The 26,377-nt window shown below is 45.1% G+C and carries 15 protein-coding genes and 1 pseudogene; 14 read left to right on the top strand and 2 right to left on the bottom strand.

Features of this window, described 5'->3' with window-relative positions; genetic code table 11:
* Nucleotides 1-30: 30 nt before the first annotated feature.
* The 3 genes from H9X84_RS07375 (at nucleotide 31) to H9X84_RS07385 (ending at nucleotide 3,876) form a co-directional block, all read left to right on the top strand.
* Nucleotides 31-1,050: an AIR synthase family protein gene (locus H9X84_RS07375; RefSeq protein WP_205133652.1), complete on the top strand. Its 1,020-nt coding sequence runs from the start codon at nucleotides 31-33 to the stop codon at nucleotides 1,048-1,050.
* On the top strand, nucleotides 1,047-2,216 hold the full coding sequence (locus H9X84_RS07380) for a pyridoxal phosphate-dependent aminotransferase (RefSeq protein ID WP_205133653.1): 1,170 nt from the start codon (nucleotides 1,047-1,049) through the stop codon (nucleotides 2,214-2,216). Before H9X84_RS07375 ends, H9X84_RS07380 begins: the two co-directional genes overlap by 4 nt.
* A gap of 331 nt (nucleotides 2,217-2,547) precedes the next feature.
* Nucleotides 2,548-3,876, top strand: coding sequence for a hemolysin family protein (locus tag H9X84_RS07385; protein WP_205133654.1), 1,329 nt, complete (start codon nucleotides 2,548-2,550; stop codon nucleotides 3,874-3,876).
* Nucleotides 3,877-4,258: 382 nt separating this feature from the next.
* Here the strand turns inward: H9X84_RS07385 and H9X84_RS07390 are convergent, their stop codons facing one another.
* Both H9X84_RS07390 and H9X84_RS07395 read right to left on the bottom strand, forming a co-directional pair.
* A complete protein-coding gene (locus tag H9X84_RS07390) occupies nucleotides 4,259-6,346 on the bottom strand; it encodes a diguanylate cyclase domain-containing protein (protein ID WP_205133655.1) in 2,088 nt (695 codons plus the stop codon).
* A 154-nt stretch (nucleotides 6,347-6,500) separates the two neighbouring features.
* Entirely contained in the window at nucleotides 6,501-9,413 is a 2,913-nt protein-coding gene (locus H9X84_RS07395) for an EAL domain-containing protein (RefSeq protein ID WP_205133656.1), read from the bottom strand.
* A gap of 447 nt (nucleotides 9,414-9,860) precedes the next feature.
* On the opposite strand from H9X84_RS07395, the gene lepA reads away from it, so the two are divergent.
* The 11 genes and pseudogenes from lepA (at nucleotide 9,861) to H9X84_RS07450 (ending at nucleotide 26,361) form a co-directional block, all read left to right on the top strand.
* Nucleotides 9,861-11,675, top strand: coding sequence for a translation elongation factor 4 (lepA, locus tag H9X84_RS07400; protein WP_205133657.1), 1,815 nt, complete (start codon nucleotides 9,861-9,863; stop codon nucleotides 11,673-11,675).
* Between the two features lie 497 nt (nucleotides 11,676-12,172).
* Nucleotides 12,173-13,585: a helix-turn-helix transcriptional regulator gene (locus tag H9X84_RS07405; RefSeq protein WP_205133658.1), complete on the top strand. Its 1,413-nt coding sequence runs from the start codon at nucleotides 12,173-12,175 to the stop codon at nucleotides 13,583-13,585.
* Between the two features lie 171 nt (nucleotides 13,586-13,756).
* A complete protein-coding gene (locus H9X84_RS07410) occupies nucleotides 13,757-14,089 on the top strand; it encodes a hypothetical protein (RefSeq protein WP_205133659.1) in 333 nt (110 codons plus the stop codon).
* A gap of 49 nt (nucleotides 14,090-14,138) precedes the next feature.
* Nucleotides 14,139-20,627, top strand: a complete 6,489-nt coding sequence (locus tag H9X84_RS07415) for an S-layer homology domain-containing protein (RefSeq protein ID WP_205133660.1) — start codon at nucleotides 14,139-14,141, stop codon at nucleotides 20,625-20,627.
* A 1,382-nt stretch (nucleotides 20,628-22,009) separates the two neighbouring features.
* Complete coding sequence (locus H9X84_RS07420) at nucleotides 22,010-22,390, top strand: DUF3846 domain-containing protein (protein ID WP_334298069.1); 381 nt, start codon at nucleotides 22,010-22,012, stop codon at nucleotides 22,388-22,390.
* A 19-nt stretch (nucleotides 22,391-22,409) separates the two neighbouring features.
* A complete protein-coding gene (locus H9X84_RS07425) occupies nucleotides 22,410-22,736 on the top strand; it encodes a hypothetical protein (protein WP_205133662.1) in 327 nt (108 codons plus the stop codon).
* A 9-nt stretch (nucleotides 22,737-22,745) separates the two neighbouring features.
* A complete protein-coding gene (locus tag H9X84_RS07430; protein WP_205133663.1) occupies nucleotides 22,746-23,483 on the top strand; it encodes a hypothetical protein in 738 nt (245 codons plus the stop codon).
* A 191-nt stretch (nucleotides 23,484-23,674) separates the two neighbouring features.
* On the top strand, nucleotides 23,675-24,139 hold the full coding sequence (locus H9X84_RS07435) for a DUF3849 domain-containing protein (RefSeq protein WP_243423608.1): 465 nt from the start codon (nucleotides 23,675-23,677) through the stop codon (nucleotides 24,137-24,139).
* Between the two features lie 333 nt (nucleotides 24,140-24,472).
* Complete coding sequence (locus H9X84_RS07440; protein WP_243423610.1) at nucleotides 24,473-24,862, top strand: DNA cytosine methyltransferase; 390 nt, start codon at nucleotides 24,473-24,475, stop codon at nucleotides 24,860-24,862.
* A gap of 87 nt (nucleotides 24,863-24,949) precedes the next feature.
* Nucleotides 24,950-25,699 (top strand): annotated as a pseudogene (dcm, locus tag H9X84_RS07445) (DNA (cytosine-5-)-methyltransferase); the annotation flags it as partial.
* Nucleotides 25,696-26,361: a hypothetical protein gene (locus H9X84_RS07450; protein WP_205133664.1), complete on the top strand. Its 666-nt coding sequence runs from the start codon at nucleotides 25,696-25,698 to the stop codon at nucleotides 26,359-26,361. The pseudogene dcm and the gene H9X84_RS07450, both read left to right, overlap by 4 nt.
* The last annotated feature ends 16 nt before the right edge of the window (nucleotides 26,362-26,377 follow it).

A 26,377-nucleotide genomic window follows, 5' to 3' on the forward strand; every position in this document is an offset into this window, starting at 1 on the left:
ACGGCCAGAGATGCTGAGGGAGGAAGAAGAATGTTTGAGATCGGAAAAATACCGCCCCAGATATTAGAAAAAATGGTGCTCTATCCTGTGACCCATACAAAGGTACACAGAGAGGATATCGTGGTGCGGCCAAAAACAGGTGAGGACTGTTCCGCCATGGACCCGGCGGGAGAACTGTGTGTGTTTTCCACAGACCCTATTACCGGGGCCACCAAAGATGCCGGTTATCTGGCGGTCCACATCAACTGCAATGACGTATATTCTGCCGGGGCGGAGCCGGTTGGCATTTTAATGACGGTACTCCTGCCCGCAGGCAGCGATGAGCAGATGCTGGAAAGTCTGATGCAGGGGGTACTGACGGCGGCAGCGGAACTGGGCATTGAGGTGCTGGGCGGACATACGGAAGTGACAGACGCGGTGGTAAAGCCTGTGATTTCCGCCACAGTCATCGGCAAGACAAGAAATCGGAATATGGTCTGTACCGGCGGCGCCCAGGAAGGACAGGACGTGATTATGACCAAATGGGCGGGATTGGAAGGCACAGCCATCATTGCCCAGGAGCAGGAGGAAGCCCTGCTGCGGTGCCTTCCCCGGGAAATGGTGGAAAAGGCCAGAGGTCTGCGTGGATTTTTGTCTGTGGGCAGGGAATCCCGTATTGCCATGGAGCATGGGGCCACAGCCATGCATGATGCCACGGAGGGAGGCATTTTAGGCGCTGTCTGGGAAGTGGCGGAGTGCTCGGAAAAAGGCGTTGCCGTATTTGCGGATAAAATCCCTATCTTAGAAGAAACAAAGGCCATCTGCCAGAAAGCGGACATTGACCCTCTGCGGCTTATTTCCAGCGGCACCATGATTATTGCCGCCTTTGACGGGGAAGAACTGGTGCGGAAGCTGGAAGAGGCGGGCATAGAGGCCGCTGTCATCGGCAGAATTACGAAAGAAGGAAAAACCATGGTGCGGGAAGGCAGGGAGGAACCTCTGGAACAGCCCCAGAGCGACGAACTGTACCGCGCCGTTGTACCAATGAGAGAGAAGGAAGAAGCGAAATGAGAGATTTTGTATCAAAGGAAGTAGCCCAGATGCCGCCTTCCGGCATCCGGAAATTTTTTGATGTGGTGGCGACCATGGACAACGTGGTTTCCCTTGGTGTTGGCGAGCCGGACTTTATGACGCCGGAACGTATCAGAAAGGCGGCGGCGGAGTCTCTGCTGGAAGGAAAGACGAAATACTCCTCCAACTGGGGGATGCCTCAGCTGCGGGAAGAGATTGCCCATTATCTGGAGCGGAGATTTGATCTGCGTTATGACACAGACCAGATCCTTTGCACCATCGGGGCTTCGGAGGCCATTGATATCGCTCTGCGGACCATTCTGGAGCCGGGGGATGAGGTACTGGTAGTAGAGCCCTCCTATGTGGCCTATAAGCCTACCATCGCTTTGCAGCATGGCGTGCCTGTGGTAGTGACCACAAAGGCGGAAAACGGATTCCGTCTGACGGCGGAGGAGCTGGAGGAGGCTATTACGCCGAAAACAAAGGCGCTGATCCTGCCCTATCCCAACAATCCTACCGGCGCTATCATGGAAAAAGAGGATCTGGAAAAGCTGGTGCCGGTCATCTGCGCCCATGATCTTCTGGTGATTTCCGATGAGGTGTATGCGGAACTGACTTACGGCGGCAAAACTCACTGCTCCATCGCTTCTCTGGCGGGCATGGCAGAGCGGACACTGGTGCTCAATGGCTTCTCCAAGGCCTTTTCTATGACGGGCTGGCGTCTGGGATACGCCGCCGGTCCAAAGGAATTGATTAAAGCCATGAATAAGGTACATGCCTATGTTATTATGTGCGCGGCGTCTGCCAGCCAGTACGGCGCCATCGAGGCCCTGCGGGATGACGCGCTCTGTGACAGCGATATTGAAAAAATGCGGACGGCTTATAATGAAAGAAGGACATATCTGGTCTCCGCCCTGCGGGAAATGGGGCTGGACTGCTTTGAGCCGGAGGGGGCCTTTTACGTATTCCCTTCCATCGCTTCTACGGGCCTGTCTTCTCAGGATTTCTGCTACCGCCTGCTGATGGAGGGCGGTGTGGCCGTGGTGCCCGGGGATGCCTTCGGGGAAAGCGGCGAGGGCCATGTGCGCATTTCCTATGCTTACAGCATGGAACAGCTGAAACAAAGCATGGCGAAAATTCAGGCTTTTCTGGATTCATTGAAATAAAACAGCGTTTATGGAGCCGGGCTTTTCGGAAGGAAGGGTCCGGCTTTTCGTGTTTTTGTAAGAGAATCTTAACAATATTTGTGCGCTTGAAAATATTGACAGAAAGAGACAAATATGAGATGATATATCCCAAATTCGAGAGGAGTGTGAAAAAAGGCATGGACGCGGACAGCGACAGTGACGCCAATAACTTATATTTACATCTGATGCCTGAAGAAATGGACGGTTAGAGGTATAGCCTTTCTCTGCGCTTTTGCGGGGATGGGTTATGCCTTTTTGTGTTTGTTTGGAGAAAATCAGGAAAGAATAAGTATTGGAGGAATTAAGAAGTATGAATTGGGGACCTTTTTTATTACAGATCATATTGATCGGTTTGAACGCGGTATTCGCCAGCGCGGAGATCGCGGTCATATCCATGAATGAGACAAAACTGAAAAAAATGGCTTCGGAGGGCGACAAGCGGGCCAAACGTCTGGCGGCCCTGACGGAACAGCCCGCCCGTTTCCTGGCCACCATACAGGTAGCCATTACGCTGGCGGGGATGCTGTCCAGTGCTTTCGCGGCGGAAAATTTTGCCGGGCCTGTGGTAGCGGCGCTGGTGGCAGCCGGGGTCGGTGTGCCGGAAAATGTGCTGCGTTCTGTGGCGGTACTGGTGATTACAGTAATCCTGGCCTACTTTAACCTGGTATTCGGGGAACTGGTGCCAAAACGTGTGGCTATGAAGAAATCCGAATCTCTGGCGCTGGGCCTTTCCGGGCTGCTGCGCAGTGTATCTCTGGCGTTTGCGCCATTGGTATGGCTGTTAACCACATCGACCAATATCGTGCTGCGTCTGATGGGCATTGACCCTAATGATAACGAGGAGGAGGTTTCCGAGGAGGAAATCCGCATGATGCTGGAGGCGGGCAACGAAAGAGGCACCATCGACGGCGAGGAAGTGGAAATGATCCAGAATGTGTTCGCCTTTGACGATACAGCCGTGGAGGAAGTCTGCACCCATCGTGTGGATGTGGAAACGCTGGAACTGGATGACGATATGGAGAAATGGGACGAAATCATCCGAAATAGCCGCTTTACCTATTACCCCATCAGCGGCGAGGACAGAGACGATGTCATCGGCGTTCTGGATACAAAGGAATACTTCCGTCTGGAGGACAGAAGCCGGGAAAGCGTTATGGCAAATGCCGTGGACAAACCTTATTTTGTGCCGGAATATATCAAGGCGGACGTATTGTTCCGAAATATGAAAACAGACAGAAGATATTTCGCCGTTCTGCTGGACGAATATGGCGGCTTCAGCGGCATCATTACGCTGCGGGATATTATGCAGCTGCTGGTGGGTGATTTCTATGAGGAGACCCAGGCACAGGAGGCCGCGGCGATTTCACAGACAGCGCCGGATCAGTGGCAGATTCTGGGCAGCGCCGATCTGGAGGATGTGGCGGAGGCCCTTGGGATTAAGCTGCCTGTAGAGGAATTTGAGACTTACAGCGGTTATATCTGCGGCATCATAGGCCGTATCCCCGACGACGGCAGCAGTTTTGCCGTGGAAACGGAACGGCTGAAAATACAGGTCCATACGGTGGAAAACCACCGGATCGGCGCCACTACGGCGACACTTTTGCCATTGCCGGAGCCGGAGGAAGAGGAAAGGGAATAAGCGGTTGAGAATTGCGAAGGAATCTCTTTTTGAGACAGGAAGGCACTTCCACTGTTTTTAGAAGAAAATAAATTCCCTTAAAAATAGAAAATCGCCGGAATCCTATGCGTATTGCAGGGATTCCGGCGATTTTTGATTTCCGGGTGTTCCAAAAGCAGCTTTCCCTTAAAAAATAACGATTTTCTTATTCCTTGATTTTTTAGGGGGAATTGCGATGACTGTTTTTAGAAGAAGGTAATTTTCCTTAAAAATAGAAATTGCCGGAATCCTCGTTATTATAAGGATTCCGGCAATATTTGTTCTCTTATGAAGATGCCTCTAAAGAAGCGGTGTTTTTCATTTCGTCGGTGAGCAGCCGGATGTGTTTTCAGAAATGCATCTGTTATACAAAGTCTTCTTTTGCGATAATAAAGGTATTTTTTTGATTTGCTTTCGCCTCATACAGTGCCTGATCGGCCAGGCGGTACAAGTCATCGTAATGAATGCCGCTTCTGACAAAAGTGGCCCCGATACTTACGGTAACGGGAGAATTGTCAAGCAGTATGGTATGGGCTGCCGTTCGGATTTTTTCGCAAATGGAGGAAAGATCCTCTTTCCGCTGGATGCTTTCAAAAAAGATAACAAACTCGTCGCCGCCGATACGGGAAACAAGACTGTCATTTTTCAGCATTTCACAGAGCACCTGGGCAAATTGCTGCAGGACCCAGTCCCCTTTTTGGTGGCCATATTTATCGTTGATCTGTTTAAAGTCGTCCAAATCAATTACCAGAAAGGCGCCTAGCTGATCCTGTTTTATCTGGCTCAATTTATGCGTCACCAGTTTTCGGCAGGCGGAGGCGTGGTATAGATGTGTTAAACCATCCTCCATGGCTGTTTTGCGCAGGGCCTTGCTGAGACGGTCTTTTCGCCACAGCAGGAACAACAGCATTCCGGCGATAAAACAGCTGATGGAACCGAACAGAGCCAAGGCGCGAAGAGGATGGGCCACAATAATATCCAACAGGCCGATCTCTCTGTCCGGATATACATTCTGCGTGATGATGTTTTGCAGTTCCGCGTCGGAAATCTGAGCGATCGATTTGTTCAGGATGGACAACAGCTCATGGTCGGTTGGCTTGGTCAGGCCGAAGCAGACAGAGCGTGGTGTGTAGGACTGGGGGATCATGCCGAAACTGCTGTAACGGGAATCTCCCAGATAATACTGGGCCGTATATAAATCCAGATAGGTATAGTCCGCTTCATTTGTGCGGATTGCCTCGATACACTCTCCCATATTGGCATAGGGAATGGTATCGCCTACATACTTGCCTTCCGTATAGGTGCTGACTTCCATCACAGCCAGGCGCTGGCCGCTGACGGGGCCCTGAAATCCTGCTTCCGCTGTCAGCATATAGGGTGAGGACACATAGCTGCTGGTGATGGTCAGATCACGTTCAGCGGCGAATGTGTAGTCGCAGGGCATCTGTGCGATAATCTGTACTTTGTTTTCCCGAATGAGCTGGGACAGTTCCTCCCAGTTTTCTACAGCAATAAATTCAAACTTCAGGCCGACCTTCTGGGAGATGAAGCGAAGCAGATCCACGCCGATACCGCAGTATTCGCCGGTCTCCTCGTCCATATACTGATAAGGTTCGTTGTGGTCCAGAACGGCCACCACAAAAGGATCGGCGGTTTCAATGAAGTCTGTTTCTTCCAGGGTCAGTTCCTGATTATTGCTTGACATATATTTTTCGTACAGATCGTTGGCAAAAGAGGGATTGGCCTGCTTTATGAAGAGCAGGGCCTGATCCAGATCATGAAGGAGCGCTTGATCGTTTGTCGCAAAGTAGAGAGAAACGGGAGAGAACTCTGCCACAATGCTCATATTGGGGATATATTCCAAATCGGAGTTGAGCATTACATCCGCTTTCCCGGAACGTACGGCCTCCATCTGTTCCACTACACTGGCGAATCGCAGATACTGGGGGGAAACGTTGTTTTTGCTGAAAAAGTCATTTGCGGCTTCCTCCATCCCGTTGCCTTTCAATGCGGCAACGCGAACTTCGCTGCCGAGCTGAAAGCCTTCATATACGGAATTTGGGATCTGAAGCACCGTCGATGCTGTAAGAACGCTGTTTTGGGTAAAATAAATCTCGCCTTCCATGCCTTCTACATATCCCAGGGGCACGGCAAGATCCGCGGTGCCGTCCTGAAGCATCTGCAAGGTGTCCTGCAATCCATCCTGATATGTTCCGGGTACCTTGATGATCTCGTAGGACCATCCTGTATACTGCGCGATTTCGTGGAGATATTCTGTGATATATTCCACATAGGCCATTTCCAGATCCGCGTTGCTGGCGGAGACAGGGATGGCAACGCGCAGCAGACGGCTGCCGGTATCCGTTGTGGCCGAGAACGCGCTGACGGTGGATATGCTCAGGCATAAAAGAAAAGTTATGAAAATGGAGATTAGTTTCTGTGTGGTTTTCATAGTTCCTCCATAAGATATATTTTTCATGCAGAAAGAAGATACCTGTGTTACATCGGGGCGAAACGATGGTTTCCCCCGTTTTTTATGGGGACGCAGGCTCACAATGCCAGACTGTGTCTGCAAATAAGCACAGTCTGGCATCAGAAAGCCTACGTTATTCTTTTTTCATAGAGGCAAAGAATTTTTGTAAAAAATCCTCGGCGGGCATTGGTTTTCCGTAGAAGTAGCCCTGACCGTAATCGCAGGGCATGGTGCGGATAATATCCTCGCAGGCCTTTGTTTCTACACCTTCCGCCACTGTTTTAATGCCAAGCTTTTTCGCCAGAGTAAAGACCGATGCCATTACTTCGGCCTGTGGTCCGGCGGGATCGTTGACGACATCCATCAAAAAGGTGCGATCCAGCTTTAACTCATCCAGATCCAGTTTTCCCAGCGTATTCAAAGAGGAATAGCCGCAGCCAAAGTCATCCATGGAAACGTGGAATCCTGCCTGATTGAGTTTTTGGATGGTTTTGTTTACAGCGTCAATATTTTTGAAGACCAGACCTTCCAGAATCTCCAGCACAATATACTGCGGGGAGATCCGGTGCCTGTTTGTGATTTCCAGCAGGCGGTCCACATAATCCTCACGCATAAACAAAGATCGGGTCTGGTTGACGGAAATCGCAATGGGCGGGATTCCGGCGTCAATCCAGCTGCGCAGAGTTTCACAGACTTTATCGATCATATACAGGTCCAACTGCGCGCAGAAGCCTTTTTCCTCAAAGAAGGAAATAAACTGCCCGGGATAAATCATTTCCCGGTCGGCCGGCTTCCAGCGGACCAGAGCTTCCGCACCGTCAATTTGGCCTGTTTGCAGATTCATTTTGGGCTGCAGATACAGCAGATACTCTTTCTGTTCCAGTGCGGAGTGCATGTGCGTCTCGATATAGTACCGCAGCTGTACCGTCTGGTGCAGGGGCTGATTAAAAATATAGACTTCGCTGCTGTTTACCTGCTTTGCCTGCGCCAATGCCGTCATCATATAATTGATGTTGGCGGAACAGTTATAAGGTGAAGGCGAGCTTCCCACAAATACGGCGCCGGAATACAGCGACAGAGGATGCCCCTCTAAAATAGCGGTGCCGGCTTTTATAATCTTGGAGAAGATCTGATTTGTGCGAGAGAGCAGAAGATCCACATTTTTTTCTCGCAGAGCCAGATAAAACAGGTCCGCGGAGGGCCTGCAGAAGAATTCTCCGTCTCTGGTTTCGGATTCCAGAATATCCTTGACCGCGCAGAGGACTTCATCGGCTCTCTTCGTTCCATAGGTGCCGTTGATGTATTTAAAGCCATGGATATTAAGCGCCACAAGCACAAGGTCTTCCCGATTGCCGCAGCATACATTGAATAACTTGAGGAATTGCGGTTCATTGTAGGCGCCGGTCATGGCATCATACATGGACAGCTGGAGCAGCCGGTTCTCCGCCAGAAGGTTCTGGTATTTGAGCCGCCGGTTTCTCAGCAATATCCCCATTGCACCCATCAGTGTGATGAAAACGGCAAATGTGCAGATAATCAGGACCCGATTGGCGATGATCCATTCTCCGGGGGTATATTCCACTGTTTCACCGGAATAACGGTACAGCATGGTCTGCATGGTTTCCTCGCTGACGGAGCTGATGTATTGATTCAGAATGCTTTCAAAATTCCCCGGGATATTGTTGGTGATACCAAACGCGTAGGAGAAATTTTTGATATTGGACCAATCCACAATGACCCCGTCGTATACATCCTTTTTACGAAGATAAAAAGAAAGAGAATAGTAATCCAGCTGCGCGGCGTAGTCATGGGTATGCCGGATTTCATTTAATGCCGCTTCCGTGTTGGTCATGAAGGGCAGATCCTTGCTGTGCTCATGAGGTTTCTGGTTGGAACAGGCCGTAACGCTGAAGCTGTTGTAGTAGGGGAGAGAAAAATGAATATTATCCAGAGAGGATAATGTGGAATTGGTGGCAGCGCCGGCCACAAGATCCACCTCTCCGTTCTCTACCAGCGTAAAGGCGTCCTGGTAGGTATCGGCGATGACAGTTTCATACTGCAGGCCTGTTTGATCCGCGAAGTTTTTCCAGTACTCTACGGCAAAGCCCTCTAATTGACCATCCTTCACATATTGATAGGGCGCGTTCCCGTCAAAGAACAGAACCTTCAGGGTGCCAAGAGAGCGGATGTAATCCCGATGCTCCTGGGAAATCTGAAAACTGCCCTTATGGCGGAAATGGAGATTGTACAGCTCCATCTGCAGGTTGGGCTGGGAATTATTCAGACTGCGCATGGCCGTATCTAATTGCTGGAGCAGCGCTGTATTTCCCTTGGTCAAAGCGAAGTAATAGGGCGTAGGAGAAAAACGCCCGATGATTCGAAAGTTATCCTCCAGAGAAATATCCACCTGGATCAGGGCATCGGCCCGTCCGTTCATGACGGCCGAAACCATATCGTCATAGGAGGCACATTCCACCAGTGTATAGGAAAAATTATTTGCGTGGGCAAAGTACTCAAATTCCTGTGTGCGTCCCTCGTAGCCGGGATAGGTGGCTACGCGGATGTTGTCCCAATGGGAATAGTCTTCCTCGATCCAGCGGAGGTCATCATCCAGAACAGCCAATGTGGTATAGGTCGTTCCATAGCTGTAATTGGGATACAGGAAAAGCCCTTCTAATTGTATGTTTCGATTCATGGTGCCCATGATATCAATTTCTCCATCCATCAGCATATACATCAGGGTGGATAATTGCGTATCCAGATCGCCGTCTACCTGCACGAACTGAATATCCCAATGGGTGAACATATCCAGCTGGTTCAGATAGTCTACCAGATAACCACAGTAGTTTCCGTTTTCATCAATATAGGAATTGCCCGCCTGGATGGGAAAGCCGACTTTGACAACCTGTGTTTCTGTTGCGGCATAGGAGGTAAATCCAAAGGGGAAAAGAAGCGCAATAAGAACAGCGAAAATGCACGCGCTGATGTATCTGCGTTTTTTCCTTAATCTGCCGGATATTTCAAATCCGTGAAACTGAACAGTCATCTAGTATCATCTCTTTTCCTGGGGTGTCTGAACCCATCGTATTTTTCCCTGGGGCAGTCTCTGCGGCGGCCCGGGCATAAAAACAGCGGAAAACTGCCCTTTTCGCCAGGATAAAGGAAAATGGCGGCGGTTTTCGCTGTATGATTTTACAAATTTTTCTCAAATTCACTTTTATTTTACGGCGAAATAATTGAATTTGCAATATTTTCACAAAGAGATGAAGAAAGATATTTTTTCCTTCGCGGCAGGGAGAAACGCGTGGGAGCGTTCGACGGTAAAAGGAAGAGAAGCACCTTAGGGGCATCTTCATAAGAAATCAGGGAATTAAGAAAATAGCTGCTTTCTTAAGGGGAGAATGATTTTATTTTCCCTACTTTTTTTTGACTTGCTCCCCCGGATTATGCTATAATCGTAATGTTATGAAGAAATAGAACTGGAGGGAAAAGGATGTCTAAAGATAGACAGAGCCATATCCGAAATTTTTGTATTGTGGCCCATATCGACCACGGGAAATCTACATTAGCGGACCGCCTGATCCAGAAAACAGGCCTGCTGACAGAACGGGAAATGCAGGAGCAGGTGCTGGACAACATGGACCTGGAGCGGGAAAGAGGCATTACCATTAAATCCCAGGCGGTGCGCTTGATCTATCAGGCGCAGAACGGCGAGGAATATGAGTTTAATCTGATTGATACACCGGGACATGTAGACTTTAACTACGAGGTATCCCGTTCTCTGGCTGCCTGCGAGGGGGCCATTCTGATTGTGGACGCGGCTCAGGGCATTGAGGCGCAGACACTGGCCAATGTATATCTGGCTTTGGACAACAATCTGGAAATACTGCCCGTCATCAATAAAATCGACCTGCCCAGCGCCAACCCCGCCTGGGCGAAGCAGGAGATAGAGGATATCATCGGTATCCCTGCTGAGGACGCGCCGGAAATCTCCGCCAAAAACGGCATCAATATCGAGGAAGTTCTGGAGCGGATCATCACGGATATTCCCGCGCCTGCCGGCGATGAGGACGCGCCTCTGAAGGCACTGGTCTTTGACAGCGTATATGACCAGTACCGGGGGGTTATTGTTCTGATGCGTATTTTTGACGGTAAGATACGCAAAGGGTCTAAGGTCAAAATGATGGCCACCGGCAAGGAGTTTGACGTGGTGGAGGTAGGCGTGTTCGGCCCCGGCCGTTTCCTGCCTGCGGACGAGCTGCGGGCCGGTATGGTAGGCTATTTTACAGCCAGCATTAAAAATGTATCCGATACCCGGGTGGGGGATACGGTAACAGATGCCGCCAATCCCACGGCAGAGGCGCTGCCCGGCTATAAAAAGGTCAATCCTATGGTATACTGCGGCATTTTTCCGGCGGATGGGGCAAAATATCCCGATCTGCGGGACGCTTTGGAAAAACTTCAGCTCAATGATGCTTCTCTGTTCTTTGAACCGGAGACTTCTGTGGCGCTGGGCTTTGGGTTCCGCTGCGGCTTTTTGGGTCTGCTGCATCTGGAAATTATTCAGGAGCGTCTGGAAAGAGAGTATAATCTGGATCTGGTCACCACTGCGCCCAGTGTAATTTATAAAGTATATTTGACAGACGGCACCCAGTTCGATCTGTCCAATCCCAGCAATATGCCGGACCCGGCGCGTATCCTGAAAATGGAGGAGCCTATCGTGAAGGCGGAAATTATGCTGCCCAAAGATTATATCGGTCCCATCATGGAACTGTGCCAGCAGCGTCGCGGGGATTATATCAGTATGGAATATCTGGATGAGAGCCGTGCTATGCTGACCTATGAAATGCCCCTGAACGAAATTATTTATGACTTCTTTGACGTACTGAAATCCAGAAGCCGGGGCTATGCTTCCTTTGATTACAGCCTGATCGGGTATAAGGAAAGCGAGCTGGTGAAGCTGGATATTCTGGTAAATAAGGAGCCTGTGGACGCCCTTTCCTTTATTGTTCATAAGGCATCCGCCGTGGAGCGGGGCAGAAAGATGTGCGAAAAACTGAAAAAGGAAATCCCCAGACATTTGTTTGAGATCCCTATTCAGGCAGCCATCGGCAGCAAGATCATTGCCCGTGAGACCATCAGCGCTCTGCGGAAGGACGTATTGGCGAAATGCTATGGCGGCGATATTACACGTAAGAAAAAGCTGCTGGAAAAACAGAAGGAAGGGAAAAAGAGAATGCGCCAGATCGGCAGCGTAGAGGTGCCGCAGCAGGCGTTTATGAGCGTGCTGAAGCTCGAGGAGTCATAAAGTATGACATGGGTCTAAAACCCAGTAAAATCAAGGCTTTCAGACGTTTTCTATGCCGATTTTGAGGCGCTCAAGTTCCGAGATTTTGACAGATGTGTAAGTAATAAAATTGCGGGAGCAGGTTGAAAAACAGTATAAAAGGGAATTTTTATACTGTTTTTTTGTTGCTCCAAATAGTGACAAATTTCTACAGAAGAAAAAAATACCCCATTTTTGAGAAAACATTTCGCAAGTTATGACAAAATAAAACATTTGAATATTGAAATGTGAAGAAATGATTTGTCATCTGTTTTAAGGCAATTCTCTTCTTCCAGAGGTATGAGGAATAAGAATTACATTATGATAAAGATATAAAACACATAATTGCAGCAATATATTTGAAAGATAAGGGCATAGAATACAATTTGTAAAATAAATAATTTCATGGTATAATGTCTGCATTCGTACAAAAAACAGAAAATAACAAATATTTTTTGTTTGCAGTGGAGGCAAAAATAATGGATACCGTCAATATTAACAGACGCAAAATTACAAAATCGGCGCTGATACAGGGGATATGTTTTGCCCTGTGCTTTTTTGCCTTTCAGCTTGCGGAATTTACTGTTAACGACAAAGCCGCAGCTTTAGTTGGCGTTTCTTCGGTTAATGCAGTATATTCTATGGGCATTGCCTGCACTGCAGTGGGCTTTTTGTCTTTTTCTCTTGCGCGAAGACTTTTTCAAAAAGACAGCGTAAGGCGAGTTTTAATTTGCATTGTTGGCGCTTTTTCCATATTTTTTACGGTTCAGATATTGTTTGTAAAAACACAGCTTATTTTTTTAATCAGTTCATTTTTATTGCTTCTTGCCCTTGGTCATATAAGCGGATGCGTATATTATAATAGCGCTATGCTCTTTGACGGAAAGGAATATACAGGGCGAATTATAGGAGTTGGCATGGGCTGTGCCGTAGTAATGCAGTATGTTGTTCAAAATCTTTTTGTTACAGATGCGGCATTTCTTTTAAGCATGGTATTTAGCGTTGCCGTTTTGCTCTACATTATAATAAAGCCTTCTCACGACTGGATTTTGGAAAATCCTCTTCCATATTCCTCGGAAAACAAAACCGATTATAAAACGGCGACTATACTTGTTTCATCTGTTATTATTATGAGCCTTATAATAGGTTTGATAGACGGAGTTGTGGTTTCAAAGCACGCCCAGGGAGAGCTAAGCGTATCCTCCAATGCGCGGTTATTTTATGCCGCAAGCCTTATTGCCGCCGGATTTATTTCAGATATAAATAATAGAAAATACTTTGCTTTGTCAACAGTATGTACTATGTTTTTTTCCACTATTTCAACGGCATTTATGGCTAATTCGGCAACATTTTTCATGGGCACGGCAGCTATGTATATCTACAGCGGATTTTATGTAATGTTTTTAACTTTGTCATTTATTGACTTTGCGCCTAAGACAAAGGCTCCGACACTTTGGGCTGGAATGGGACGTATATGCAGAAGCTTTGTTATTTCATTTACAGCCGTTCCTGTAGTTTATATTTTTGAGTATTTCGGCAGTTCATCCCTTGTTATGGGAAGCTGTGTGTTATCTATAGCGGTGCTTCTTATTTTGCTTAAAGATATCATATCAGCTATGTATGCCCAAAAAGATACGGCAGAAAATAATGACACCATATCAAATGAAAATGCATTAAACACTTACTGCGAGTATTATGGCTTTACGCCAAGAGAAACAGAGGTGTTTGAAAAACTTATTGTTACCGAAAACGGAAATCAGGAAATTGCAGACGAGCTTTTCATATCCCGCCGTGTTTTGCAAAGACACGTTGCCTCTATTTATGAGAAAACAGGAACCAAAAACCGCATTGGACTTTACCAAAGCTATTGGGATTTTACATCAAAAAAGTAAATAAGTTTTATTTAGACCGTCTTTTGTTTAAGGCGGTTTTTTTGTGTCAAAAATACGAAAAGCCTTAATTTTTAAAGCTTTTTTTAATGTTGGCACATATGTGACCTGCACAAAAACACCCTTTTTTCTTATTATTTAAACAAAAGCACTTTAAAAAAGAGGGGGGATAGTATGTGTACTGTAATAAAAACGCTTCCGTATGCCAAGCAATTGGTTTTTATGGCCCTGTTTGATATTTTGGAACAGGAAAACAGCAGTTACAAAAAAGACTCCGAAAAAGATACTGTATTTGCAGACATACCCGTTTACGGAAATATAAGCAGTTTTAACATCCATATCCGAGAAAGTCCGCCTGCAACGGAAATGGAGGTTTCTGTTGTCAAACCCTTTAAGGGTCTTTCGGTCAAGGGTCAGCAAAGAGCCGTGGACTATATAGCCGACAGCGTGGAGCAGATGTTGGAAAACGAGCTTATACTGCGCTATGAAATAAACGGCGATTTGTAAAACCAATGGCAGATGACAGATATTTTTATACAAAAAGGGGGAATGAAAAATGACAGCTTTTCAGAAAAAATTTTTTGCTGTGCTTTTGGCTCTTGCTATGATGGTTCCAAGCACGTCTTTTGTATATGCCGAAGATACTGCGACAATGTGCCAAAACCACCAGCAGCATGATGAAACTTGCGGCTATGTGGCGCCCAGCGAAGGCTCACCATGCACATTTGTACATGAACACGACGAAAGCTGCGGCTATGCAGAGCCAAGTGAAGGCTCGCCATGCACATTTGTTCATGAACACGACGAAAGCTGCGGTTATGCGGCACCGAGTGAAGGTTCGCCATGCACATTTGTTCATGAGCATGACGAAAGCTGCGGTTATGACGAAACAACAGGGGAAGGTTGCACCTTCGTCCATGAACACGACGAAAGCTGCGGTTATGCGGCACCGAGTGAAGGCTCACCATGCACATTTGTACATGAGCACGACGAAACTTGCGGCTATGTGGCGCCCAGCGAAGGCTCACCATGCACATTTGTACATGAGCATGACGAATATTGCGGCTACGCAGAGCCAAGGGAAGGCTCGCCTTGCACCCATACCTGTGAACTTTGCCATCCCGAGTTGGCAGTGGAGAACACAGAGCCTGAAGAAGACACAAATCTGTCTCAGGTTACGACAAATACGCTTCTTACACCAACTCCAAGCACCAGAAGTTCTTATGCTTCCGAGGATTTCAGTACGAAATATACCATAACGGACTCCACAGGACAGCCCGTAACCAGTCTGAATACTACCGATTTATATACCGTAACCATAACCGGTGTGCCGGATGGTTATGCGTTTAAAAACGAAGAAAATGGAAAAGAGTTTGTTTCATTTGGCATAAGCAAAACGGAAGCCACCGATGCGGATTCTCTTCAAAATACATGGACTTATATTGGCGAGCCTGAAAAACAGGCAAACGGTGACTGGGTTTTGGAAGGCTTCCGCCTAAATGCCTCAGGCAAAGGTCGCTTTATGACATATTTTGACGGGGCAATGAAGCTGGGCTATTCCGCTATATATGATATAACGGCATCAGAAGCCAGCAGTGACGTTAAAATCACAAATATTTATTACGAAAGGCTCAGCGGAGGCTCATACTACTCCTTTGAGCTTTACAGCGAAGAGTTTGGGCTTCTGGAGGACAAGAGCACCGGAACCGATTACGAAACATATATCCGTATCTATACTGCCAACAACGAAACAGGCTCTCCATGTGATGTTACGGATCTTTTTGAGTTGGAGAATACCACATTTTATGCGGAAGACGCAAGAGGTGAAAAACATGCTCTTGAACATAACGTCGTTTTGATGGGAGGAAGCGTCCAAGAGTCCTATATCGATATTAAGCTTTCTCCGCTTTATATCGATGACACCAAAGGCATCACTTTTGGTATGCCGACATCTTATACAAACCCGGACAGGGATAAATTAATCGTTTCCAAGGCGGAGGTATATGTAAACGGCACTCCTTCCCGCAGTGTAACCATATCTGACGGACGCCCGGGAGAACTGCCTTCTGAGCGTATTTTCTCTTTGGATATGAGTATGCCAAACACCAACCCAACGTATGCCTTAAACGGACGTTTTGAAAATGATGTTGTGGTGTCCCTTGCCGTTCTTTATCCTAACGGAATCGACGCAACCATTTATAACGGTACGGCGGAAATTGAAATTTCCTCCAACACACCGTTCCAGTTAAACGGCGCGGGAACTGCGGAAACAAGTCATACAGTAAAAATACCGATTACCGGCGGCAGCGGCTCTTTCCGTGTGATTTCCGCCACAAAAGGCGACGGTGACCTGTTCCTTTCCGATGGTACAGAGTTTAACGTAAAAGCGACACTGGTGCAAAAAGACGACGAGCAGTATGGTACTACGGTGCAGACCGATTCTTTTAAGCTCTCGGAAGAAAACAACTACAGAAAATATACCGGCACCCTTGACGCAAAAGAGAAAGAGGGCGTGGCTATTAATATTACCATTGATGATGATGTAACCAGCGCTGTAACCGATACAGATGGAAAATTTACATTCTTTGCGGAAAGCGGTCTTACAGAAGTAGATGTCATCCGTATCGTACCCCAGGGCGAAACGGGATTCTATCTTTACAATCAGCCTGTAACGGAAAATACACTGACAATTAAACTGGAAGATCTGGAAATCCCTATTGATTTGGAATGGATTACCCATAATGAAATCAGTGGAGAGACAGAACATCAGACTTTTACAGAAGAAGAATATGATAATATAGAATTTCATGTTAATCAAAATTCCCGCGTCATCTCTTGGGAAATCCGTGAAGAGGACGGAAAATATTATTTGGTTTTAAAAAATTTATTAGAAATAAAGGAAGACGATTATTTTTTTATCTCCTATAAAATATCAAACTACACTCGGCTGTACGCTTATCCGAAAGGAACGGAGATTAAACAAGAGTTTACACTTGAGAAGGAAATTCCGAAGTGGGGCAGCATTACCGCTAAATTTGCTGACGGAATAAACGAAAATGATTATGTGGTAGGCATATATAAAAAATATGAAGGAAGTAACGGTTATAATTATACCAGAATAGCCGCAGGCAAGAGTTACAATCCAGAACTTGTAAGTTCTTATGGTACATACCGTGTGGTATTCAGCACCTATTTGCCGGATCGCACACTTTATGAGGAAGACTTTGCACTTGGTGAGGAAACGAATTCACTCTACTATGGACAGGTAACGGGAGGTTTAGGCATCGATAAGACCGTTACACTGGATAAGGAACTTTCAAAAAGTGACTATTATAATGTTCTATTTTATTCTCAAAAAATAAGTTATAAGGATACCGATGGTGCAAGGAAAAGTTATATTTCGATGGTTTTGAAAGACTATTCTGCCAATTTATTCGGAAAGGTTCTGCGTTTTGATATACCGGACAATCTGGAAATCATTCCGGATGAAAACGGGGAAAACACCGTAGAAATAAGCTACGGGACATATAGAACGAATATAAAGTTAACAAAGTCGGAGGAAGGATATTATATTTCGGAACCTCTGCCGGAGGCCGAAAATGTGCAAAGCAGACAGTACACGATTTGTGTTACGATTACAATGAGGCAAGTTACAAATGATAGCGGTACGGTTACGGCTTCCGTTCAAAATTTAGGTGGCAGCGGCTATATTGTATTAGGCAATGTGCATATTGAAGGAAGGTCTGACGTATCCGTTTCAGCGTCCCCTTTGGTTTACCAGGATGGAATTTTGGAATACAGTTTGAACTGCGACTATGCGGGAGGCATTTTATATGGGGAATCCATTGAAATATCCGAAAAAAATAATAAGTTTGAACCTTTTTCAATTCAATGGGAATCTTATGGAACCAGTTATCCGCTTTATCATGTTGGTGTAGTAGCTAATATTGAAGCAATAGTATTAGAGGAGAAGTTGGAGTGGACAAATGGGGAGCCGCCGCAGGACGGTGAACAGCTGATCCTCTGTACCAAAATACAAGATTATAAAGAGGATCCTGTTGTGGCAGGAACAACCACATATACCAGTCAATCTAAGCCAAGCGAAGATTTAGTCCAGTACCTGCTCTGTATGGATTATTATTTCAATAATGATTACCATGAGGATTATTATATCATTCATCCGGATGAGAATAAGAATACGAATACGATTAATTATTTTAATTCCAAAAAAGTATATGAAGCTAAGATAAATAAAGATGAATTGCCGGAAGGCAAAGAGATCTATACCATGGCTGTTGTAATGCACCTGGCAGACGGCAAAGGGAATATGTCGTTTTTCCTGGAGCCGACAGAGGAAGATGATTCCATTTGGACAGGAACCGTAGACTTTACGGAATTTAAAAATACGCTATATTTCACGGGATATTCTTTGGCGTATTCCTTCCGTCCAAAAGTAGAGCTGCCGGAGGAAACGGATACGACAATCGACTTTGACTACCAAGAATATCAAGCGGATTTGGAAAAACTTTCCGACATATTCGGTCAGAGTGTAACATCCATAGAGCAGCAGAGCGGTACGGCAAACGGATATGACTATTCCGGCTTTGCCACAACTGTCAATATTGGCGAAATCGGAGAAACGGAAGTAACCATGTATTCTTCTTCCGTAGGATTTGACGACGATGACCCTGAAGCATTTTATTCTCAGGGGAATGTATACAGAGGCAAAGCCACCATGGCAGACGGCGAAGTTGTGGATGTGGTAAGCAGGGCACAGATGTTCCGCTGTGACGACCCGGATAATCCTTCCGATATGATTGAACTTACTGATTTTGATGTGGATAGCATTCAGGAGTTTTATCAGGATGGTATTAAGCCTGAAACAATATTCGTGCAATATGTGACGTCATCTGTTATCAAAGACGGAAAATATTATGATTTTGATACTTACTGCAATGAAGCGTCTGGGCAAAGCAATTCCGGCAAAAGTGTATTTTTGGCCTCCGCAAGAAACGGCGCGTCAAACGGCAAGTTTGTAGGTAAGGGCGGCGGCGTTAAGCCAAAAAGCGATACCTCAAGCGACCTGCAAGACTTCGGAAGTCAGACAGCTATTACTTTCACCTCTGATGCCGTTCAAGGCGCGGTAGAGACAGGAAGATTTGTGGATAGGTTTTCCACGGGAGCAGGCGCTTTTACAGGCGCTCTTTCCGGTATCGGACACAGTATGGAGTTTGGTCCTGTCATCAACGACATAGAAAACTGTATTGCCAGAGCCCGCAACGTGAGGGACAGATACGGCGAATATCTGACAAATGAGGAAATCCAGACATTGAATCAGAATATTTCCAATATGGAATATTATCTTGGCGTTACCAAGGCAGGATTTGCCGGTGCAATTGGTACTGATGTTGCCGGGGTAGGCATAGGCCTTGGTGCAGCGGCATTAGCACCGGCAACAGGCGGCGGTTCCGTTGCGGCAGGTTTTGCACTTAACGGCAACGTAACATTAGGCGCCTTTGCTTCCGAACAGATAATGAAGAAAAATTATAACAACGTAATGGAGCTTGACGCATCCACATTTAAGATTTTAAAGGATGTCACGGAACGCAGACGTGAGGCTATACCGTCGGTAGATAATTCGAGTCTTTATACTTCAGGCGTTGCTGTTGATATGACAGGCGGATACGCTTATAATGCCGGAAGCGGCGACCAAGCACTCCTTGACGGCGGTATCGGTCACGGTGGTGGCGGCGGCATCTATGGCGGCGGCACGATTGCTCAGAACCAAATAGTAAGGATAAAATATGACCCGCAAGGCACTGTTTACGACCAGGACGGCAACCCGGTTGAAGACGCAACCATGACCGTTTACTTCTCCAAAAACGCAGACGGCAGCGGCGCCGTTGCATGGGTAAACGAGGACGAACCAAACGACGCAGGAGATGCGGCTTATGAAGAAATAAAACGACCTTGGCTGTGGAACGAACCGGGCGTACAGGAAACCAACGCTGTGGGCTTCTACGCATGGAACGTACCTGACGGCTACTATTATCAGGTAGTAGCGGAAAAGGACGGCTATACCACGGCAAAGAGCGACTGGCTTAGGGTTATCCCTCCGCGCTTTGGCGTAGACCTTGTAATGACGAAATTGAACGCCGGCGTCGATGACGATGACGACGAAAACAACAACACCGGCACTGGCGGCGGTGGAGGCGGAAGCGTTTCCGTATCTTATGGAATTTCTGTTTCAGATGATATCGCAAACGGAAAGCTTACCGTATCCGATAAACGGGCTAAAAAAGGTGATACTGTAACCATAACCGCAGCGCCTGATGACGGATATGCTCTTGACACAGTAACAGTTAAAGATGAAAAAGGCAAAGAAATTAAGCTTACTGATTTAGGAAACGGCAAATTCAGCTTTACCATGCCTGATTCCAAAATCACCATAGACGCTCAATTCGTTGAAAAAACAGACGAAATACCTGTAGTCATAAATCCTTTTGCCGACGTAAAAGAAAGCGATTGGTTCTATAATGACGTTATGTTTGTTTACTCCAATGGCATTATGGCAGGAACGGGAGAGACAACATTTGAACCGAATACTACAACAAACAGAGCAATGTTTGTGGCTGTGGTTTGGCGTCTTGAAAATATGCCTGCCCCTGAAAACACGGCATCATTCACCGACGTTGAAAAGGGGACATGGTATACCGAAGCGGCTGCGTGGGCTTACGAAAACGGCATTGCTTCCGGCTTTGGAGACGGCACATTTGGACCAAATGAAAAGCTTACCCGTGAACAGCTTGCCGTATTCTTATATAAATACGCCCAGTATAAGGGATATGACCTGACTATAACAGGAAATATCGACTCATTCATAGATAAAGACAGCGTATCTCCTTGGGCAAAGGACGCAGTTACATGGGCTGTTCAAAATGGATTTATAGCCGGAAAGGACGGCAATAAATTAGACCCGAAGGGCTTTGCGACAAGGGCAGAGTTTGCGGCTATAATCCATCGCTTTATTGAAAACATGAGTTAATGCAAGAATAAAAATACCTCTGCTGCGTTTTGCATGGACAGATGAAAAAATATTAATTTAATACTTGATTTATAATGGGAACGGCGCAGTGTAAACGGCGCCGTTCCTGTTTTTGGGTATTCTAGTGCAATATAGTCACTGACTTTGTCCGCAGTAGAAAAAACTTAGTAAAAGAAGCCCTTTATTGTCTCAATGTGCTTATGCCAAGGAATTACCAGGTTCGTAGGGCATGCTGATCCAAACCTTTTTGAAGCTCGAGGAGTCATAAAGAATATGACACCCCGTAAACCCAGTAAAATCAAGGCTTCCGGGCGTTTTTCATGCCGATTTTGAGGCGCTCAAGTTCCGAGATTTTGACAGATGTGTAAGTAACAAAATTGCGAGGACAGATGAAAAAACAGTATAAAAGGTAATTTTTATACTGTTTTTTGTTGCCCAAAATAGTGACAAATTTCTACATAAGAAAAAAATGCCTTATTTTTGAGAAAATATTTCACAAATTATGACAAAATAAAACATTTGAATCTTGAAATGTGAAATGCAAATTTGTCATCTGTTTTGAGGCGATATTCTTCTTCCAGAGGTATGAGGAATAAGATTTACCTTAGGATAACAGTTTATGAAATGAAAAAGGGATATCAGTTATGTAAGGGATACTTTTTAACATATTTAGCAGGCTGGAGGAGCCATGAAGAATATAACACACTATAAACCAAGTAAAATCAACGGTTTGTGTCAGTTTTTAATAATGCTTTTGAAAGCCACATAATTTCAAATATGATAGATGGCAAAGATGCTTTTTGGATAGAAAAATATTTTTTAGGCAGTGAGAGAAAAAAGGTCTCACTGCTTTTTTTGTTTCTGAAATCGATAAAAAAGTGATTTTTAAAAAAATATCCACTTTTTGAATAAAAACTCAAATGATAGAAAGGAGGTGAAGATGTTTTGAAGGAAGATGTCATAAAAGTATTAAAAGTAAAGCCACATGAACATCTAAAGTCTGTATGCTGAAAAATACATTGGAAAAAATTAGAATTGGCATAATACACAACACCTTATTAAAAACAACCTTACACCAAGGGATAACTAACTTTTTGAGGCATACTTTTTGTAAAAACATGACGGCTTGAGGAGTCATAAAGTATGGCACAGCCTGAAATCCAGTAAAATCAAGGCTTTCAGCAGTTTTTGAGGGCGATTTTCAAAGTTCCAAAAATTCGAATTTTATAGATGACATAGCGTTTGAAAGTCAAAAAAACGCTTTCCTGGCAGTGAGATAGGCAAATCTCACTGCCTTTTTTTGTTTTTGAAAATCAACAAAAAAGTGGTTCCCCAATATATAACCATTTTTTGAAAAAATTTTTTATAAATTTTGGAAGGGGGTGAAAATCTTGAAGGAAAATGTCATTAAAGTATTAAAAGTAAAGCCACATGAACATCCTGAAGTCTATATGCTGAAAAATACATTGGAAGCAATGCAGGAAGCGGTGGGAGGATATATTGACATCGTAGGATTAGATGACAATGTATGCATCCTATTAAATGATGAGGGAAAATTAATTGGATTGGAAGGTAATAGGAGAATCGGCAGCGATATCATCGTTGGCGATTTTTTTGTTTGCGGCAGTGATGAAGAAGGAAACCTGACATCATTGAGTGAGGAGGAGTTGGACTCATACACAAAATTTTTTTATGAGCCACAGGAGTTTACAAAAGAAGAAATAGAAGAAACGGCAGTAATTGAATTTTACACATTTGAATGAAAAAGGAGGAGTTGCAGTTATGAAAAATATGAAGATGGAACCAATCGAAAAAAAGTTTATTTTTAGAACCCCAGGTGATCCTATTGAAATCACAGATGAAATGCTGGAGAATGCGGAGATCAATCCTAATGAATTGGTAGATATCATTCTTCAGAAGGGATGCATCATTATAAAGCCAACAAGTGTGCTTGGCAGATTGCCGGAGGATCTGCTTTTACTCTACGAAGAACTTGGATTTTCAAGAGAAATGGTGGAGCGTGTTTTTACAAAATATGCTGAAGAAGCAGGCGGTTTTGACGCTTTGGTTGAACAAATCAAAAAAGAAAGAAATGTGGCATTGTGGTAAGGTGAGAAAATGCGAAAAATAACAGACTTAAGAGGAATCAAAGATACCGCCAAAGTATTCCTGCACATGAATATAGAAGAAACAAAGTTTTCGCCGTTGGTTATCAAGCATCCGTTTACAGATTCAGTGATGGTTTGTCTGTCGCAGACTGACGGCGAAATTGCCTTTGCCAATATTATGGAAGACACAAAGGCATTTACTATATGGAAAGAACAAGTGGAAAAGCAGATTGATACTACGGAAGATGTGTTTGGGGTATACCACCTCATGACAAAATCTTATCTGCTTGCTTTTTTAAAATATACGGAATCATACTTGTCCAGAGAGGATTTTTCCAAAATGCTTGCAGACATCTGGATTCGGACAGAAGCACCTAATCTTGATCCCAACTTCAAGCAGAAAGAACTGCTGGATCTGTTCCGTAAATCAAAACAGGAGGAGATGATGACAGAAGATGAAATAGAAACACTGCGAAGCCTGCCGGAAACAGTATCGGTTTATCGAGGCGTGACCTCATATAATGCAGGCAAGGTCAAAGCCTTGTCCTGGACACTGGATCAAAAGGTTGCCCAATGGTTTGCCAATCGATTTGGAGAAAACGGTACTGTTTATGAGGCGGAAATTTCAAAGGAACATATTTTAGCGTTATTTAAAGGAAGAAATGAGTGGGAAGTGATCGTGGAACCAGACTACTTGCTTCAGTTATCAGAAGCTATGGAAGAAAATATGGAAGAACCACAGTTATAAAAACGTGATGGCAGGAACATGAATATTCATGTTCTTTTTTTGCGTCAGAAAGGAGAAGAAATGAAAAGAAAGTATCCCCAGAAGAATAAACAGCGACCGGTGAAAAAACTTCCGCCGGAGAGCAGAGTCCAGCCTCATAAAAAAGTAAAGTACCACAGACGTTCTGATCAGATTTACGGGAGGTAATATATATGAGAAAGAGAACGCCATTATATTTGGATTCATTGGAAGCAGCACAAAAGAAAGGCAGAGAAGAAGTAGATAAATACCTTGCATCATATAAAGCAAATGTAGGGTGTGCTGAAGATATTAAAAGAACTATTTACTACTACTATGACGGCTTTCGTTTGCCCGACGGATTTGAGGATAGAGTCCTTGACACATATGGTCTTGAGCGTATGTCATATGTTTTGGCTTATAACATTCAACATATGCCTTACGATGGAAGGATTAGCGAAGAAAATAAGAAGTGGGCAGCACAGATTAAGACAACCAAAAATGGAGAAGCATTCAGATCAGAATATATGGTTGATGCCCATGTAGGCTTACTAAATATGTTCATCAATGCAATTCGAGAGCATCAGCTTGCACAGGAAGCTGACTTAAAAACCGATGATTCCAATGAAGAAGATCATGGAATGGATATGAAGTTATAAAGGCAGCCTTTGCGATGAACAGGAGAAAGTATGGAAGGAGGTGATGCCGATGAAATAGAAGAAGCTGATCTGGATATGCAGATATAAGCAAAGAAACAAGGCGGAGCAATCCGCCTTGTTCCCGGTTTAAAATTCTGAAAGCAAGTCCAGTACCAGAAAGAAGTCCGGCGGCAAAGCCGTTTTTGCGAAGCAAAAATACTGACCATTAAGACAAACCGAATCGGAGCAGAAAGCTCTCTTTTCGCTGCCGTCTTACAGGTTGTTGTATGTTACCTCAGAAAAAAGGAAACGTCAACAGCATGAAAAGAAAAGACAGCGAAAGGAGAAATGTGTATGTATTTTTTGGATTTTTTTGCCGGAATCGGGTTGTTTCGCTTGGGGCTGGAACAGGCAGGCTGGACCTGCAAAGGGCATTGTGAGATAGACAAATATGCCAATATGAGCTATCAGGCGATGCACCGCATAAAGGGGGGAGAGTGGTTTGAAGAAGACATCACCAAAGTCAGTGCCCAAAGCCTACCAGATGTCGATCTTTGGACAGGCGGATTCCCTTGCCAGGATGTCTCAATGGCAGGGGAAAGGAGAGGATTATACGGAGAACGAACTGGCTTGTTTTTTGAGTTTGTTCGACTCCTCCGAGAACGAGGTGACCATAAACTGTGGTCAAGCACTTTTGCTATGCAAAAGCACCTTTCAGGTGGCGGCTTTCTTGCCGCTGCATAGATGGCTTATCCATGCAGTGCCGAAGATACGGCACCCGTTTGTAAAACGGCTTTGCCAAAGGCAAAGTGCTGACCAGAAAATGTTAAGGGAATCTTTTCCTCTGGCGGAGGCTGGGATTTTGCCATTGTTCTATGTGAACTGGCCGCATTGGGGTACGGTGTGGAATACGCGCTTGTCAATTCCAAAGACTACGGTGTACCCCAAAGCAGAGAGCGTGTGTACATTATCGGAGATCTTACAGGAAGAAGTACCGGAAAAATATTTCCTCTCAGAAGTCCAGGCAAGACAACTCCTGCACAGATTATTGGAGGCCCGCAGGGAAGCAGGATCTATGACACAGGAGGTGTTTCACCAACTATCACTTCTGGAACAGGAGGATTAGGCGCAAAAACAGGTTTATACTTTGTTACGAAGGATGAGCAAAGCGGTCTTGTGACAAAACCATACAGTGGCATCATTGACGCAAGCTATGGAAAGGGCTTGGGATGCCGACAGCACAGGACAGGCATTTTGGAAAGCAGACTGCCAAGAGCTTTGTTGAATCCAGGAAAAGAAAAGACAAGACAAAACGGAAGGAGGGTCAAAGAAGAAAACGAGGAAATGTTCACACTTACGGCATCTGATATTCATGGAATCCTTTTGGATTCCCGTATCCGAAGACTAACACCATTGGAAACATTTCGTCTGCAAGGGGTACCGGATGCATATTTTGAAAGAGCAGCCAGCGTATGTTCAGACGCACAGCTGTATAAACAGATCGGAAACGCAGTCACAGTGCCTGTGGTACGAGCCATAGGCGAAAAAATAGCAGAATATTGGAAAGGAGAAAAAATATGATTCAAGTGACTTTTTGCAGTAAACAACTTTTTGAAAAGAAAAAAGAGGTGGATGTTTCTCTCAGACTTCCTGCAGATGCAGAAACCATGAAACGATATCTGGAAGCAGCTGGCGTCAGAGATATGGATGATCTTCTGATCAGTGATTTCAGAATCCATGAGCTCTACGCATGGAGCTGTGGAGAGTATCAGGAATGGGACAAAGCTGATCTGAATGAGCTGAACTATCTGGCAGCAAGACTTGAGGAATTGCTTGAGGAAGAACAGGATGAGATGTATGATGCTTTATTGTGTATGCATCATCCGAAAAGTGCTGCTGATATGATCAATCTTTCCTATGGTTTTGAAAAAGTGTCTTATGATCCATCTATTCGAAACGAACAGGAATTGGGAGAATACCTTGTAAAGAACAATCTTTTTGCGGTTCCAGAAGATATGAAATCATTTGTGAACTATAAAAAGGTGGGGCAGATTTATCTTTATACCATGAATCTTTCAAAAGACGCTGGTATGATGCAAGTCAATGAGAATGGCTGTATCTGTGATAGCCACAAGGAGCAGGAAAGATATGGTTATTATGACGGAGTGAATGTTCCAGAGGAATATATGATTCTGACAGAAGAAGTTTTTGAAGATCAAGCACAGCAGCATATTCAAAGCTGAGAACAGACAGAGGGTC

Origin of the sequence: Anaerotignum lactatifermentans, from assembly GCF_016902535.1 — a bacterium.
GTDB classification, from domain to species: Bacteria; Bacillota; Clostridia; order Lachnospirales; family Anaerotignaceae; genus Anaerotignum; species Anaerotignum lactatifermentans_A.